Consider the following 14438-nt stretch of genomic DNA (forward strand, 5'->3'; position numbering starts at 1 on the left):
TGGGTCGCTCATTTCTCGGCCGCATCCAAGGCGGATTTCAGTGCGATGATTGCCTGGTTAATCGTCGCCGTTTTTTCTGAGCTGCCCGTCACTTCCATGATTGCCTTCAGCGCCTCGTTTGCCTCGGCAGTAAGCCGCAGCATGACTCGCGCCCCGCCCGCCGCCTCAAGCGTCTTGATCGAATTTTTCGACCGCTCAGCGGCGCTAGGAGGTGCGCTGTCAACGTAGACCTTCGGTCGCCCGCGCAGGCGTTTTGCTGTTTTTATTATCGGCGCCCCGGACGCATCGTCAACGCGAGCCTTACGATCCAGGCGTTCCTGTTCAGGACTAGGATCAATACCAGGATGAATGTCGACCGAAGGGGCTTGTAGCAAGCGATTCAGCAAATCGGCTTGTACGCTACCGTGGACGATCTGCCCAGTTTCCTCGTCGAGCACCTCGTCGATGAGTGCCATTTTTTTGTTGATGAGGCTGCTCATTATCTCATCCAGGTTTTCGTTACCGAACACGGCGAGCGCCTGCATAATGTGGCAATTTTCCTTCTGTCCGACCCGATGGATGCGGTCCTCTGCTTGAAGAAGCGCGGCCGGCACCCAATCCAGCTCAACAAAAATTGTTGTGTCTGCCCGCGTCAAAGTGATCGCCTCGCCGGCAGCGTTAATGCCACCAATTACAACGTCGAGCTGGCCGGACTGGAAGGCTTCGACAATCTTCGCCCGATCTTTTTGCTGTGTCCTGCCGTCAATGATCGCTGCTCGGAGACGTTGCTTTGTCAACAGCGATTTAAGATCGTCGCTGACTTGGTGGTGTGCGCAGAAAACGACACAGCAGTCTTTGTTCTCGATGACATCTAGAACAAGATCGACAACCCCCCCGCCATGCACTTTTGCAAGAGCTAAGGCTGTGCGGGCTTTCTCGATACCGCCTTGCGCGATTTGTCGCGCTTCCGCCTCTGACTTTCCGTCCTTCAACGCGTTAGCGTGGCTGGTTCTCGCAACGTTGAGGGCCTCGACGTAATTCTCCATGTGATCTGGATCGAGGTCGTCGATGGGTATCGTTTGGCGAGTTTTGGCCGGCAGATCAGGCAGCACCTCCTTTTTCGTGCGGCGAATCATGAAGTAGCTCAAGTATTCTTTAACGTCTTGTATGCCGTAGTTCTTCTCATTACTGAGCGTTTTTGCCGCTTCGGCATCGAGCAGGCTCAACAGGGCTGCCGCTTCGTGTTGATTGTTGCGTAGAGGCGTACCGGTCAGCATCAGCAGCTTATTTTCGATGACCAGTTGCTGGATCGCCTTCGTGCGCTTTGCCACCCTGTTTTTAACGCGATGCGCCTCGTCCAGGATCACCAGCATCGGGCCTGCTGCCAGCAATGCCTGCAAAAGCTCGCCACGAAGGCGGCGCATTATTTTTCCCCAGGCCGCCTGGCGTTTACTGTTGAAAGCAGGAATTTTGTTCAATGGGACGCTTATAGGGAGCTTGAGCGGGTACTCGGCGCCCGGATTTTCCTTCTCGAACTCCTCCAGAATTTCCGGATAGACGTCCCGGAAAGCCTGCTTCTCATACTCGTCTTCCAGTCGCCAGGTCTCCGTTCGTGTAGCGATCAGGTCATACGTCACAATGTGCCAGCGCGCAGCCATATCCACCGCGTCAAGTTGGCTGGTGACGTGCTGAACAGCCCCGCTGCCGCCCCATCCGCCGATTTCCTTGTCCCAGACGTATCGTGCGTTTGCCGGGCAAATGACCAGGACCCTGGTGGCTTTAGTCGCCTCGGCGGCGGCGATGGCTTGCACGGTCTTGCCGATGCCCATCTCGTCTCCGATCAGGGCACGCATGCTGCGTGAAGCGGCGAAACGCGCCCCTTCTTTTTGATATGCATGCAGTAAATAGCCATTTGGCGCTGGCGACTCCCAGCCATGCACGAGACTCACATCGAACGAGGCCGCCGCTGAATCCAGATCTGGCGAGGGATCATCGCCTTCCCATTCGATTCCGCAATTTTGAAACTTCTCTTTGAGTGCTGCCCATTTCTTGCGGGTAGTGTGAAGCTTTCCATCCCAGCCAATCACAACACGTCGGCCGTCGACTTTCTTGTATTGCTGAGGCGGAGCGGCGAGATAGTGCAGCGGGTTGGACAGATCGCACGAAACCTCGACCGGCCACCCACTTTCTTTGACTTGCGCCTTACTGCCGACCGCGAAGTCCCACTGTAATGCCAGCCTGTCATCGCAGACCGCGCCCTGCTGAGTCAAAGACGCGACAAGAGTGTCCAGCTCATCCGCTTTTCCGACCAGCACACCAACACTTTTTTTGCCGTCTTTTACGAGATAGGCACTGCCCGAGCCAGCAAACGACGTGAACCACGACAAAGGCAACGGCAGCAGGCAAGCCTCCAGCTCATCGTTAAGACGGATACGCGAAAAAGCCACGCCGGCGAGTGGCAGGAAGGGCGCGCCGGGGAGCCCAATGATCGGCCAGTCAGGATTCCGCTTGATGATGATTTCGAGTACAGCATCGGCTGCGGCTGGACTTTTGAACGTCCAGCCCACGCCATTCCAGCCGTCACTGCGCTTTTTTACGATCCCGTACAGCGAGTCGTCCTGCGTGCCGTATTTCCAGCGGATGGTCTGGATCTTGTTTCCGGGGTCAAGTGTGAGCTTGACGTGCTCGGGTTCAAAGCGATCACGGAAATCTCCGAGGCTAGCCCTGGTCACCGTCCTCATTACCTTCCCTCACTAATTTAAGGCGTATGCACACTATAAAGACAGAGGCATATTGCGCCAATTATTTTTTGTGCATGCACTCTTTAAATAAGGCTTTCCAAGCGCGGGCTAGCGTCGCCCAGCTTTACTAACGTCACTTTCTGGCCGGCGGCCGTTTCGCTACCCTGAACGCCTGCGTCGTGGGACTTGTTGGTGCCGGCTCGCCGGTGCCCTCCCCGCGGACACTCCTCCTCATCAACTGCCGAGGATTCCTCGTTTGTTGCTACAGCCGGCGATCGGCTCTTGGTTTACCAATGCGAATTTTCGCAAGCCGGCGCTTTCAACCGCTCCAGAGCCTGATCAAGCTGACCGCTTTTGGCCGATAGCAGCCTCTTCTGACCAACAGCAGTCGATCAGGCTGTGTGGTTAGGTCACACGGCGCAACTCGCTCCAGCGGCTCACGTAGCCAGGCGATTTGAGCTCCTGACGCATCCCCCAGCCCGGCGTCGCCGGCACCCGGGCGAGGTGAATGGTGCCGCGGCCCATGCGCGCGTTGATGCGGTCAAGGGTGGCCATCAGAGCCTCGCTGCCAGGCCTTGGTGGTGGGGCAAACAGGTCGCCCTGGATCTGACCGGGGCTGGCGAATTCCATCAGCACCACCCCGGCCTTCTGGTAGCGGTAGCCGGGGACGTAAATCGAGGCGAGCCCGGCCAAGGCGGCCTGCACCAGGTCTCGGGTGTCGTGGGTGGGGCAGGCCAGTGGCACGCTCGCCGTTCGGCCATAGTGCGGTTCGTGGGGGTTGAAGACGCCGGTGCGGATGTAGACCTGCAGCAGCCGGCAGTAGTCGCCCTGGGCACGCAGTTTTTCCGCCGCCCTGCTCGTGTAGCTGGCCACCGCTTCGCGCAGGTCATCGAGGTCGGTGACCCGTTCGCTGAAGCTGCGGCTGCAGGCGATCATCTGCTTGGGCTCAGCGCTTTCGCCCAAGGCTAGGCAGCTCTCGCCGCGCAGCTCGCGCACGGTTTTCTCGACGATGATGCTGAAGGCTTTCCGGATGAATGCCGGGTCCTGCCGGGACAGATCCCAGGCGGTGGCCACGTTCATCGCCTCGAGCTTCGCGGACAGCTTGCGACCGATCCCCCACACCTCGCTGACCGGCGCGAGGCGCAGCAGTTTCTCCTGGCGGGGCGGATCGGAGAGGTCGACCACGCCGCTGCGGGTGTGCTTCTTGGCGCACCAGTTGGCCAGCTTGGCGAGGGTCTTGGTCGGCGCGATGCCGACGCCGACCGGGATGCCGGTCAGGCGCTGGACATCGGCTTTCACCCGGCGTCCGAAGACTGGAAGTGGCTCGCGCAGGCCGGTGATGTCGAGGAAGGCCTCGTCAATGCTGTAGAGCTCGATGCGCGGCGCCAGGTCGCGCAGCACGCTCATCACGCGCGCCGAGAGGTTGCCGTAGAGGGCGTAGTTGGAGCTGAATACCTCGATGCCGTGCAGGGCGATCAGATCGCGCAGCTTGAAGTAGGGCTCGCCCATGGCGATGCCCAGCTCATTGGCCTCATTGCTGCGGCTCACCACGCAGCCGTCGTTGTTGCTGAGCACCACCACCGGCAGGCCGCGCAGGTCAGGGCGGAATAACAGCTCGCAGCTCACGTAGAAAGAATTGCAGTCGACCAGGGCGAAGGTGGGCATGTCAGCAGGCCAGTCGGCGCACGGCGGCGACCACCACGCCGAACACCTCCAGTTCCTCGCCCGGGGCGAAGCGGATGTCCGGGTAGCTCGGGTTCTCGGCGCGCAGAACGGGCTGTCCGGCATCGGCTTCGAGGCGCTTGCAGGTGAAATCGCCGCGCACGGTGGCCACCACGATCATGCCGGCGCGCGGCTCGATGGAGCGGTCCACCACCAGCACGTCGCCGTCGAAGATGCCGGCGCCCTGCATGCTGTCGCCGGAGGCGCGCAGCAGGTAGGTGGCGGCGGGGTGCCGGATGCACAGCTCGTCCAGGGACAGCGTGGCTTCGATGTGGTCTTCGGCCGGGGAAGGGAAGCCGGCGGCGACCGGGTTTGAGAACAGGGGCACCTGCTGAACGGACGCCCGGAGCGGGCCAAGCAGTGTCAGACTCATGATTGCGGGCTCTATATGCTGTATTAATATACAGTAATTCAGCGCCGCCAATGCGGCAACCTGGCTGCGATGGGAGGTGCGAGATGTGCGGAGGTGTCGAGGTGGCGGGCCGCTACACGGAGAGCGGCAAGCCGGTGAGGGTCTACTTCCCCAATCCGAAGGCGGCCCTGCCGGTGCTGCAGGCCGACGGTTCGGTGGAGTGGCTACCCTGGGGGCGGCGCCAGGAGCAGGAGGGGCATCTGCCCGCGACCGGCTGGCGCGGGTGGACTCGATCAGTGCGGGCAAGTGGGCGCGCTTCCACCCTCTGGAGGTGCGAATCGTGGCGGAGCGGTTCATGGTCTGGAGCGTTGTAATCGTTACATTCCCGCTATGTTCGAAGCACGCCCTTACGAACTCATAGTCCTGAGGATGTGCTGAGGGGCAGTTAATGGCCCTAACTCTGTGAGAGCAGACAAAGGGATTGGGTGTCTGGTCAGTGCAGGGGAATTGCAGATGGAGCTTGTTTGGGCTACTGAGGATTTTGTGATCGCAGGGCAACCCTATCCGGGGTTCCCGATTCTGCTTTGGGACTCGATGGAAAGCTGCGGCCCGGCCAACCTGTTCCTTCGTCACTACCTATTGCGTGGCCACATTGGCTCAAAGCGATCCTGGCCCAGCACAGGTCGAGCGCTGTACGACTTTTTCAGCTTCCTCCAGGCCCATGAGCTGGACTGGCGCGACGTTGATCGTGGTGAGGCCAAGAGCCTTGTGGCGGCCTATCGGGACTACTGCCTGGTGGCGTGCGAACTGGCACCGAACACCACTCGCCAGCGCCTGCATTACATCTGCAAGTTCTACGAGTTCGCGCTGAGCCAGGGGTGGGTGCAGCGCCCGCCCTTCGCCTATGAAGAACGCAGCGTGAAGTGCGAAACAGGCGTCCTTGCCCATGTCGATGCCAGTGGTGGCAAGGCCATGGCAAACGATGTGATGCCGCGTAGCCACAAGGCCCTGCCCAAGTTCCTGAGTATGGCCGAGATCAAGGCGCTCCTCGCCGCAGCGGAGAACCCCCATCACCGGATTATGATGCGCCTGGCACTGCATACGGGTCTGCGCCGCGAGGAAATCGCCGCCTTCCCGCTGGCCTATGTCTTCGACCCGGATAGGGCGAGAAGAACCGAACGGAACCTCCGCATTCAGCTCGATCCGTTCGACGGCAGCGGCATGGTGACCAAGGGCAGCAAACCGCGAGATATTTATGTCAGCCGCCAGCTCATGGCCGAACTCTACCGCTATGTGTCGAAGGTGCGCGGCGAGCGTGCTTCGCTGAGCAAGACGCCACAAAGGGCGCTGTGCCTCAACCGGTTCGGGGAGCCCTATGGCGAGGACGGCAAGAGCCTCAACCGGATCATCCGCGACGCCGGCAAGCGGGCCGGAATCAAGGCCCATGCGCACAAGCTCCGGCATACCTATGCCACCCATACCTTGGTCAGCCTTCAGCGCAACCCTTCGAGCGGGCTGGAGCCCCTGGTGTTCGTTCAGCGGCAACTCGGCCACAGCTCGATTCAGACGACCATGGCTTACCTGCATCTGGTCAACGAAATGGCCGACGAGGCGGTGCTGGCCTATGACGACGAGTTGAACGCACTGGCGGGCGCGGCCTGATGGGCAAGCGCAAGGTATTTGCCAAGACCGACCTCGATGTCCCGCAAGTCGAGCACAGCCGCGACGCGACAGGCAATGTCGTCATTCTGCCCGAGGCCATCCCTCCGACGAACACCACGGTCAAATTCGGGCGGAACGCTTCTAGCGCACGGAGCTTTGACTTTGCCCGCTGGTACGGTGCCGGCATCGCCCCCATCACCTACGCCTGCCAGCGCCAGATCGAGCGCTTCCTCGCCGGCCAGGAGGGCGCCGTCGCGGCCAGCACCGTGGCTAACTACTGCAACAATGGGCTGCGCAATTTCCTCGACTTTTGCGTGCTGCGGGCGCCGGCTTTTGGCCGTGATCTGGCCCTGGCCGATGTGAACCGGGACCTGATCGACGGCTATCTCTGCCATATGGCAAGGCAGGGCGTGGCGACTACCTCTCAGAAGACCCAGTACACGCAGACCAAGTCCGTGCTGCACGCCTTGGGGCGGCGTGGGCTGATCCCGCTGGTTGCCTCCGGCGATGAGGCCACCTTCCCGCGCAGCCCCTTCCCGAACAGCAACCGGAAGTACAAGGGCGAAACGGCGCTGTCCAACCGCGAGCGGCAAGCGCTCACGGTGGCGCTGCGCCAGGCAATCAAGCCGATTTGGGCCGACGACGCGCCTGTGACCGGCAAATTGCTGGCCTTCGCCCTGCTGGTCGTGGCGCTGCACACCGGACGCAATACCACGGCGCTGCTGGAAATGGGCCGCGACTGCCTGCGCCGACACCCCAAGGACAACACCGTGTTCCTGGTGCTGTGGAAGCGGCGCGGTTACAACACCAGCAAGGTGGCGCTGCGCGCCGAGTCGGACGCCGAGCGCCTGCTGGAGTCCACGCCGAGCGTGAGAACCAACGTGGAGCGCCTGATCCGCCGCGTGATGGCCCTGACCGAGCCCCTGGGGGCAGAAGCCCCGGAAGACCTCAAGGGCCGCGTGTGGCTGTATCGCACTCGCCAAGGTAAGGGGGTCGGTCAAGTCACGGCGTTGAGCGAGAAAATGTTGGCTAGGGCGACAGATCGCCTCGTGGCCGAGCATCGTCTGACCGGCAGCGACGGACAGTCGCTGCGCATCAACGTCTCGCGTCTGCGCAAGACCTTCGCCAACCGCATCTTCGAGCTGAGCGATGGCGACCTGGCGGTCACCGCCGTGGCCCTCGGCAATAGCCCGCAGGTGGCCGACCGCAACTACCTGGCGCCCAACGCGAATGTCCGCCGCAACTGGCAGTTCATGGGCGAGGTACTGGTGCAGGAGTTGCTGACTCGAACCATCGGTGCGACCTACAGGGACACTCCCATGGGCCGCTGCGCCGACCCGGTGAACGGCCAGTACGCCCCGAAGCGCGAGGGCGCGATTTGCATGAACTTCATGAACTGCCTGCGCTGCAAGCACTACGCGGTGACCGCCGAGGATCTGCACAAGTTGTTCAGCTTCTACTTCCGCGTGCTGGCCGAGCGCTCGCTCATGGACAAGCGGCGCTGGGTGCAGGAGTACGCCCACATCCCCCGCTTGATCGACCACTACATCGTTGCCGAGGGGCTGCGGCGCGGCACCTTCAAGGCGACTGCCGTGAATGCAGCCCGCGAGCGCGCCCGCACCCAGTCGCACCCGTTCTGGTCGGTTGATCTGATCGTCAGCCTGGAGGTCTTTGCATGAGAGGCAACACTCTGGCAGCGCTTCCCTGGGCAACCCTTACCGCCCAGCCGGTCGATGTGCGAGGGCTTCCCGGATACGAACGCGACGCGCTGATCATCAACGCCATTCAGGTCGATGTGCAGTGGGTAATACGTAGCCGATACGGCGACGACACCTGGCAGCTCGACGGCTTCACCAGCAACATGGCCGCAAGCCAGAAGCGGCTGAACTTCAGCTCCGTCCCTCCGGCGTTTCGGGCGGTGATGAGGGCGATGTTGTACCGCTACCTGCGGCGTGGGCGTCAAGGGGCAGGTCAGCCTAAAGGCATGGTGGTGCGCCAATGTTTCTCTGCTGCAAAACCATTCCTACGTCACCTGGAGGCGCTCAAGCTCGACCACCTGGGCACGGTGACGCCTATGGTCTGCGCAACCTATGTGGCCGCCTGCAAGGCGCACCGGCAGACTAGCCGATCCGTGGGCAAGCCGCTGTCGCAGAATGCGCTGGAGAAACGTTTCAGCGCCGTCGAAGCGCTGTATGAACTCAGCCAGTACACCGACGACCCGATGCCACAGCATCCCTGGCCCGAGACTTCCGCGAAGGCGATGGCGGGACTTACCGGCGACGTCCGGGGCGGCAAGACACCGCTGATCCCCGATGATGTGTTCTGCACCCTGTTCGAGCGGGCCGACCAGCAGGTCGAGCGCGGCAAGCCACTGCTTGATCTGCGCGACGCGCTGGATGCCCTCGCGGCGCAGCGTAAGGGGCATAGTGAAGGTGTCATTAGGGCCAAGAACCGTCACTTGGATGCCCATGGTTGGGAGGGCGGTCTGAGGGCATTCAACATGGCGCTGAACGACCTGCGCACGGCCTGCTACATCGTTCTGGCCAGCACCTCCGGCTGCCGCAATCATGAGCTGGCCAACGTGCAGTCCGGCGCGCACCATCGCACCCAGGACGATGACGGCAACGTCTTCCACTGGATGCGCTCACGGTCGGACAAGACCGATGCAGGCGTGCATGACTGGATGATCCCTAAGGCGGCAGTGCGTGCCCTGCGCTTGATGGAGCGCTGGGCCGCACCCTATCAGGCCATAATCGCCGCCGAGATCGTGCAGCGGCGCTGGACCAACCCGCATGATCCGCAGATCGCCGAGGCGCAGAAGCACCGCCATGCGCTCTTTCTCGGCGTGAGTTCGGGAGAGGTGCGTACGCTCTCGAATGGCACTTGGGGCTCCAACCTCAGGGCATTCGCCAAGGATTGCGGGCTGAGCTGGAATCTTGCCAGCCATCAGTTCCGTCGCAAGTTCGCCAACTACGCTGCGCACAGCCGCTTCGGCGACCTGCGCTACCTGAAGGAGCACTACGCCCACTGGTCGATGGACATGACCTTAGGCTATGCGATGGACGAGGGCTGGGGTCAGCACTTCGATATCGAGCTATACGCCGACATCCAGGCCGAACTGGAGGACATTAAGCTCGGCGTCGTCGAGACGTGGCAGGGCGACGAGCTCCTTTCCGGTGGCTATGGTCGTGCCCTCAAGCGCTGGCAGCGCGAACCGGAGAACTTGCTGATCTTCAAGGATCGCGCCTCGATGCTGACATCTATTGCCGAGAGTAGCGCGATCCGCAGCAACGGCCATGCTTGGTGCACTGCTGACAGCGATGGCTGTGTGGGCAACACGCTTGAGCGCACCCGCTGCGGCGATTGCGACAATGCCGTAATCGGGCGCGGCCATGCGGCCATCTACCAGCGGCTCTACACCGACCTCAAAGAGTTGCTGGACTGCCTGGACATTGGCGAGGGTGGTCGCCAGCGCGTCCTGCGCGATCTTCAGCGCAGCCGTGAGGTACTCATGCAGCTTGGCATCGATCCGGAGACACGAATCGCATGAAGAGCAAGGACAAGACAGCCAAGTACAAGCCCGCCGAGGATCGTGAGAAGGATTTGAAGCTGGCTCTATACCGCATCCAGCGGGGGCGTTCACATAGCGGGGAAACCAAGGTCAGTATCGCCGCTGTAGCCCGCGAGGCGGGCGTTTCGACGGCGCTGATACACAACCACTACCAGAGCATCGCCGAAGTAATCCGCGAGGTTCAGGGGCGCTCTAGCCGCGCCATGCGCGATGTGAAGCATCAGGACTTGATTGCCGAGCGCAAGAAATCGCAAGCGTACCGACAGGAGATCAAGGAACTGAGCGCCAAGGTCGCCCGTCTGGCCTCGATTAACGAGGTTCTGCTGGACGAGAACGGGGTGCTGAAGGCCAAATTGAACAACCGTAGCGTGGTCGATCTAGCCTCCAAGAAGCCCCAGTAATAGGTATGCCCTCGCCAAGCCAAGCCAAGCCAAGCCAAGCTTCGCTCGACTCATAGCCACTGCAACCCACCCAGGGTGAGTCCTGTCAGAACCAAATAGCGCCCAGCCTTGGCCACGGTAACGATGGCGAGAAAGCTCCAGAAAGGCTCTTTCATCACGCCCGCCATCACAGTCAGTGGATCACCGATGACTGGAACCCAGCTAAGCAACAGAGACCAGCGCCCGTATCGGTGGTACCCGGCTTGGGCCTTAGCCAGCTTTTCCGGACTCACGGGAAACCAGCGTCGATAACGCCAGTGCTCAATGCAGGTGCCCAGCCACCAGTTGACGGCTGAGCCGAGCACATTCCCGAGGGTCGCGATGACCAGCAACTCTGCAACGGAATACTCGGCCTGAAGCAGCAGGCCAACCAGTACGGCTTCGGATTGCAGAGGCAACAACGTCGCTGCGCCGAAAGCCGAGAGGAACAGCCCGGCAAATGCCATCAATTCCATTCAACAGTCGGCCAGATCACAGTAGCTCAATGCCGAAGCGCCGCACCGCAAGCGCGAACAGCCCGAAGCAAACGACCGTGATGACCACGCAGGCCAGCAGCGTCAGCCAGAAACCCAGGCGCGGCAGCAGCGCCGGGAAGGCCAGGAACATCGGCAGAGTCGGCAGCACGTACCAGAAGGTGTACCAGGCATGGTTGGCGATCTTTTCCGGCGATTGCTTTTCCACATAGAGCCAGATCAGCGTCAGTACCGTGATCATCGGCAGGGCAGCGATCAGTCCGCCAAGCCTGTCGCTGCGCTTGGCGATTTCCGATACCAGCACCACCACGGCGGCGGTCAGTGCGTATTTGGTGATGATCCAGGTCATGGATGCCCCCCAGGGGTCAGGCCTCAATGGCGGTAGCGCGATTGCGCTGGAGTTTTCCCGCTCTCCTTCGGACGGGCCAGCCCTTGCGAGCTGGCCGTCGCCGGATAGCTGACCAGAGACCCTTGGCACTTTCAGGTATCTCGTTGTCCGCTATCCGGTGGTTTTCAGTTAGTCGTGCGAATGACCATGGCTGTGGCCATGACCGTAGTCGGTGCCGTTGCCTTGGTTCTGGCTGCTCGATTGGACTTCCTTGGCGTCCTTGATCTCTGTTGCTTCCTTGGTTTCGACGGCTACGTTGGACGCTTTGCCTTCAATGGCTTGTTCGCTTTCAGCCGCGTAGGCCGAAAGAGGGCCCAGCAGGCAGGTCATCAGCAGGGCGCGGCCCAGGGTAGTGGTGGTTTTCATTGGGTAGTCCTCAATCATTGAATTCATGGTGGGGGTGAAGCAGATGCCCTCCCACCGCGTGGAGGGAGGGGCGGAGCTCTTACATCATTCGTTTGAAGCTCAGGTATTCACCGGTGGTCTTCAGGGTGATGGTCACGTCCTGATTGCTGCGGTTGCGCCAGAACCAGCCGTGAGTACCGTCAAAGATGGCGCTGAACTCGCCCTTGTCGCCTTTCACCTGCTTGCCTTTGCTGTAGCTGTGGAAATAGCCGTTGGGGCCGTTGTAGGGCTCGCCGTGGGTGTCGTGATTGACCGGCACGCCGTTGGTTGACCACTCATAGCTGACCGTTGCCTTGTCGAGCATTTCCAGCTTGACCTCGCTGGCCTCACCCGGCTTCAGGGTCAGCGTCAGCTCGTCGGATTTCAGCGTTGGTTTGGCTTCTGCAACCGGCTGTGCAACTGGCTCTGCCACGGCTACCGCCACGACCGGCTGTTGAGGGGCTGGCTGCACCGGGGGCTGAGTCTGTGCCGGGGCGGTCGCGACCGGTTGTGCGGCCTCCGCCGCCGCCGCTTCCTGCGCCAGGGTTGCCTTCAGCTCACCCATTTGCGTCAGGCCGAGGGCACGACCGACGCCAGTGGGGTCGAGAGCGTATTCCGAAGGCATGACCACGGTGACCAGCAGGACGCCGGCGGTGATCAGGGCGATGACGGTGGAGCGCAGCAGCTGGGCGGTGCTGGGCAGGTCGTTGGTATCAGGACGTTGATTATTGAACATGAAGAAAATTCCTTACTGGGACACGATCAGGCCGGTGAGCTGGTAACCCATCAACAGGAAACCGGCGCTCATCATGGCGACGTTGGCGGTGTAGGCGTGGCGCCAGAAGCCGGCGGTGCGCCGCCAGTAGCCCATGGCGATCAGGATGGCGCTCAGGGCCAGCAGCTGGCCGATCTCGACGCCGACGTTGAAGGCGATCAGGTTGGGGATCAGGCCGTCAGCGGCGATCTGGTAATCGAGGATCTTGGTGGCCAGGCCGAAACCGTGGATCAGGCCGAACACCAGGGTGGCCGTCCGCGTATCCGGCTGGTAGCCGAACCAGCGCTGGAAGGCCCCCAGGTTGTCGAGCGCCTTGTACACCACCGAGAAGCCGATGATGGCGTCGATCACATAGGCGCTGACGCTGATCTCCATCAGCACGCCGAGCAGCAAGGTGACCGAGTGGCCGACCGCGAACAGGGTGACGTACAGGCCGACGTCCTTGAGACGGTAGAGGAAGAAGATCACCCCGAACAAGAACAGCAGGTGATCGTAGCCGGTGATCATGTGCTTGGCGCCCATGTAGATGAACGGCAGCAGCATCACCCCCGAGCTTTCCTGGATGAAGCCCTTGTCACCTTCGGCCACGCCATGGGCGAGGGCTTCGGGGGCGGCCATGAACAGCAGGGCGCTGAGCAGCGGCAGCAGTAACGAACGGCGCAGGCGCGCGACAAGCGCACCTACCCCGCACAGGGATTGCGAATGCATGGATAAGTCCTAAGTTGCAGTGGTCTTGGGCCGCCGTGGAGGCGACCGACGTCAGAGCACGAAACTCGGACGGGGCGGGCGCTCGATCAGAAAGACCGGGCTAGCGGGCAGGAAATGGCGAGGTGCGACCAGCGTTTGGCTGCGCTCAGCCAATGTGTGCACCTTGATCAGCGAGGTAGGGTATGGCGTTTCGTGCAGATGGTCGGCACTCAGCGGGGAGTGTTCATGCTGCAACTGGCACAGGACGCAAGCACCGACTTGCTCATCGCCAGCGTATTCATGCTGGTGGTGGTGATGGTCGGTTGGCTCGAACGCAGGATGAGACGAGTTGGTCAGCCAGGCAGCCGCGTGCCCGCCCCATGCCACGACCATGGCCAGGAGCAGCGCAAACACCAGCTTGATCTTGAGGGTTTGGCTGAACATATCAATCTCGGAACGCCTGGGGGCTAGCATGCGGGCCATTAAGCGGCTTTGAAGCATCCTCCCCCAGGGGATAGGATGCAAGCCTAGATCATACGGACAGCGGGCTCAAGTCATGCATGAAGATCATCACCACCATGAGAGTCACGGCGACATCATCAAACGGCTCAAGCGCGCCGAGGGCCACCTGCGCAGTGTCATCGCCATGATCGAGGAAGGGCGCTCCTGCGTGGATGTCGCCCAGCAACTGCATGCGGTGGAAAAAGCCGTGTGCCAGGCCAAGCGCACCCTGATCCAGGATCACATCGACCACTGCCTGGAGCACGCCTTGAATGGCATCGCGAACGTTGGACATGTTTCGCTGGACGAGTTCAAACAGATCACCCGGTATTTGTAGACCGGGTCATCCTGAGTCTCGGCAAGCGAGCTGAAAATAGTACAAGAGCGGGGGAAGCCTACTGCCATGGTACGAGCTACAGGCAAAAGGATGAGCTTCCCCCGCCAGGGCTTCTTGCTGAGTATCCGAGTGGTGTTGGACGTACTGTACTCGGAAGGTCCTGTACCGGGGGTAGAGGGGCCATGGGGGCCCTGTGCAAGGGCTGTCAAGGATGCGCCGTGGAGAGCGCTGTGCCAAATGGCCCCTGATGCCTAGCAGAACGCTAGCGATCCAGATCACCGATGGCCGCATCGAAGGCGAAAAACGCGAAAAAGTTAAAATCAGTAAGTCATTGATTTTTAAAGGACAAACTAAATTTAACAGTTAGCAAGGCTCCAGAATTCATGGAGAAGGACCCTGCCGGCGTCTCGCACTGGTTCGACCTGG

14 protein-coding genes are annotated in these 14438 nt (G+C 61.2%); 5 read left to right on the forward strand and 9 right to left on the reverse strand.

All coding sequences use genetic code 11. The annotated features are described in order from the left end of the window. Window positions 1-8 precede the first annotated feature (8 nt). The 3 genes from BM297_RS04190 to BM297_RS04200 form a co-directional block, all read right to left on the reverse strand. The gene (locus BM297_RS04190) at window positions 9-2720 is read right to left on the reverse strand and encodes a DEAD/DEAH box helicase (protein WP_092428580.1); all 2712 of its coding nucleotides are present in this window, start codon (window positions 2718-2720) and stop codon (window positions 9-11) included. A 405-nt stretch (window positions 2721-3125) separates the two neighbouring features. After that, window positions 3126-4385, reverse strand: coding sequence for a translesion error-prone DNA polymerase V subunit UmuC (umuC, locus tag BM297_RS04195; RefSeq protein WP_092428582.1), 1260 nt, complete (start codon window positions 4383-4385; stop codon window positions 3126-3128). Between the two features lies 1 nt (window position 4386). After that, window positions 4387-4815, reverse strand: a complete 429-nt coding sequence (locus BM297_RS04200) for a LexA family protein (protein ID WP_092428584.1) — start codon at window positions 4813-4815, stop codon at window positions 4387-4389. Window positions 4816-5307: 492 nt separating this feature from the next. On the opposite strand from BM297_RS04200, the gene BM297_RS04210 reads away from it, so the two are divergent. Genes BM297_RS04210 through BM297_RS04225 form a run of 4 tightly spaced genes read left to right on the forward strand, consistent with a single transcriptional unit; the run spans window position 5308 to window position 10428 of the window. Next, window positions 5308-6456, forward strand: a complete 1149-nt coding sequence (locus tag BM297_RS04210; protein WP_092428586.1) for a tyrosine-type recombinase/integrase — start codon at window positions 5308-5310, stop codon at window positions 6454-6456. Beyond that, a complete protein-coding gene (locus BM297_RS04215; RefSeq protein WP_092428588.1) occupies window positions 6456-8135 on the forward strand; it encodes a hypothetical protein in 1680 nt (559 codons plus the stop codon). Before BM297_RS04210 ends, BM297_RS04215 begins: the two co-directional genes overlap by 1 nt. Further along, the gene (locus BM297_RS04220) at window positions 8132-10006 is read left to right on the forward strand and encodes a site-specific integrase (protein WP_092428590.1); all 1875 of its coding nucleotides are present in this window, start codon (window positions 8132-8134) and stop codon (window positions 10004-10006) included. The genes BM297_RS04215 and BM297_RS04220 overlap by 4 nt, the downstream gene beginning before the upstream one ends. Further along, on the forward strand, window positions 10003-10428 hold the full coding sequence (locus tag BM297_RS04225) for a TetR family transcriptional regulator (RefSeq protein ID WP_092428592.1): 426 nt from the start codon (window positions 10003-10005) through the stop codon (window positions 10426-10428). The genes BM297_RS04220 and BM297_RS04225 overlap by 4 nt, the downstream gene beginning before the upstream one ends. Window positions 10429-10478: 50 nt before the next feature. Here BM297_RS04225 and BM297_RS04230 read toward each other — a convergent pair whose 3' ends face one another. From BM297_RS04230 to BM297_RS04255, 6 genes are all read right to left on the reverse strand, one after another. Continuing rightward, the gene (locus tag BM297_RS04230) at window positions 10479-10922 is read right to left on the reverse strand and encodes a YqaA family protein (protein WP_092428594.1); all 444 of its coding nucleotides are present in this window, start codon (window positions 10920-10922) and stop codon (window positions 10479-10481) included. 16 nt (window positions 10923-10938) lie between these two features. Beyond that, the gene (locus tag BM297_RS04235) at window positions 10939-11289 is read right to left on the reverse strand and encodes a DUF3147 family protein (RefSeq protein ID WP_092428596.1); all 351 of its coding nucleotides are present in this window, start codon (window positions 11287-11289) and stop codon (window positions 10939-10941) included. A 168-nt stretch (window positions 11290-11457) separates the two neighbouring features. After that, window positions 11458-11694, reverse strand: a complete 237-nt coding sequence (locus BM297_RS04240; protein ID WP_092428598.1) for a hypothetical protein — start codon at window positions 11692-11694, stop codon at window positions 11458-11460. A gap of 79 nt (window positions 11695-11773) precedes the next feature. Then, the gene (locus BM297_RS04245; RefSeq protein WP_092428600.1) at window positions 11774-12448 is read right to left on the reverse strand and encodes a transmembrane anchor protein; all 675 of its coding nucleotides are present in this window, start codon (window positions 12446-12448) and stop codon (window positions 11774-11776) included. A gap of 12 nt (window positions 12449-12460) precedes the next feature. Then, a complete protein-coding gene (locus tag BM297_RS04250) occupies window positions 12461-13195 on the reverse strand; it encodes a HupE/UreJ family protein (protein WP_092428602.1) in 735 nt (244 codons plus the stop codon). 51 nt (window positions 13196-13246) lie between these two features. Then, window positions 13247-13618 carry a hypothetical protein gene (locus BM297_RS04255; protein ID WP_092428655.1) on the reverse strand — a complete coding sequence of 124 codons (372 nt, stop codon included), beginning with the start codon at window positions 13616-13618 and terminating at the stop codon, window positions 13247-13249. Between the two features lie 112 nt (window positions 13619-13730). Here BM297_RS04255 and BM297_RS04260 point away from each other — a divergent pair, with 112 nt between their 5' ends. Beyond that, complete coding sequence (locus tag BM297_RS04260) at window positions 13731-14012, forward strand: metal-sensing transcriptional repressor (protein WP_092428604.1); 282 nt, start codon at window positions 13731-13733, stop codon at window positions 14010-14012. Window positions 14013-14438: the final 426 nt, after the last annotated feature.

Origin of the sequence: Geopseudomonas sagittaria (assembly GCF_900115715.1) — a bacterium.
In the GTDB taxonomy this organism is placed as follows: Bacteria; Pseudomonadota; Gammaproteobacteria; order Pseudomonadales; family Pseudomonadaceae; genus Geopseudomonas; species Geopseudomonas sagittaria.

Bases quoted from the DNA above. Each gene is read 5' to 3' on its own strand.
- BM297_RS04240 (WP_092428598.1), bottom strand. From the start codon at position 11,694: ATGAAAACCACCACTACCCTGGGCCGCGCCCTGCTGATGACCTGCCTG.
- BM297_RS04190 (WP_092428580.1), bottom strand. From the start codon at position 2,720: ATGAGGACGGTGACCAGGGCTAGCCTCGGAGATTTCCGTGATCGCTTT.
- BM297_RS04235 (WP_092428596.1), bottom strand. From the start codon at position 11,289: ATGACCTGGATCATCACCAAATACGCACTGACCGCCGCCGTGGTGGTG.
- umuC (WP_092428582.1), bottom strand. From the start codon at position 4,385: ATGCCCACCTTCGCCCTGGTCGACTGCAATTCTTTCTACGTGAGCTGC.
- BM297_RS04255 (WP_092428655.1), bottom strand. From the start codon at position 13,618: ATGTTCAGCCAAACCCTCAAGATCAAGCTGGTGTTTGCGCTGCTCCTG.
- BM297_RS04260 (WP_092428604.1), top strand. From the start codon at position 13,731: ATGCATGAAGATCATCACCACCATGAGAGTCACGGCGACATCATCAAA.
- BM297_RS04200 (WP_092428584.1), bottom strand. From the start codon at position 4,815: ATGAGTCTGACACTGCTTGGCCCGCTCCGGGCGTCCGTTCAGCAGGTG.
- BM297_RS04220 (WP_092428590.1), top strand. From the start codon at position 8,132: ATGAGAGGCAACACTCTGGCAGCGCTTCCCTGGGCAACCCTTACCGCC.
- BM297_RS04210 (WP_092428586.1), top strand. From the start codon at position 5,308: ATGGAGCTTGTTTGGGCTACTGAGGATTTTGTGATCGCAGGGCAACCC.
- BM297_RS04225 (WP_092428592.1), top strand. From the start codon at position 10,003: ATGAAGAGCAAGGACAAGACAGCCAAGTACAAGCCCGCCGAGGATCGT.
- BM297_RS04250 (WP_092428602.1), bottom strand. From the start codon at position 13,195: ATGCATTCGCAATCCCTGTGCGGGGTAGGTGCGCTTGTCGCGCGCCTG.
- BM297_RS04215 (WP_092428588.1), top strand. From the start codon at position 6,456: ATGGGCAAGCGCAAGGTATTTGCCAAGACCGACCTCGATGTCCCGCAA.
- BM297_RS04230 (WP_092428594.1), bottom strand. From the start codon at position 10,922: ATGGAATTGATGGCATTTGCCGGGCTGTTCCTCTCGGCTTTCGGCGCA.
- BM297_RS04245 (WP_092428600.1), bottom strand. From the start codon at position 12,448: ATGTTCAATAATCAACGTCCTGATACCAACGACCTGCCCAGCACCGCC.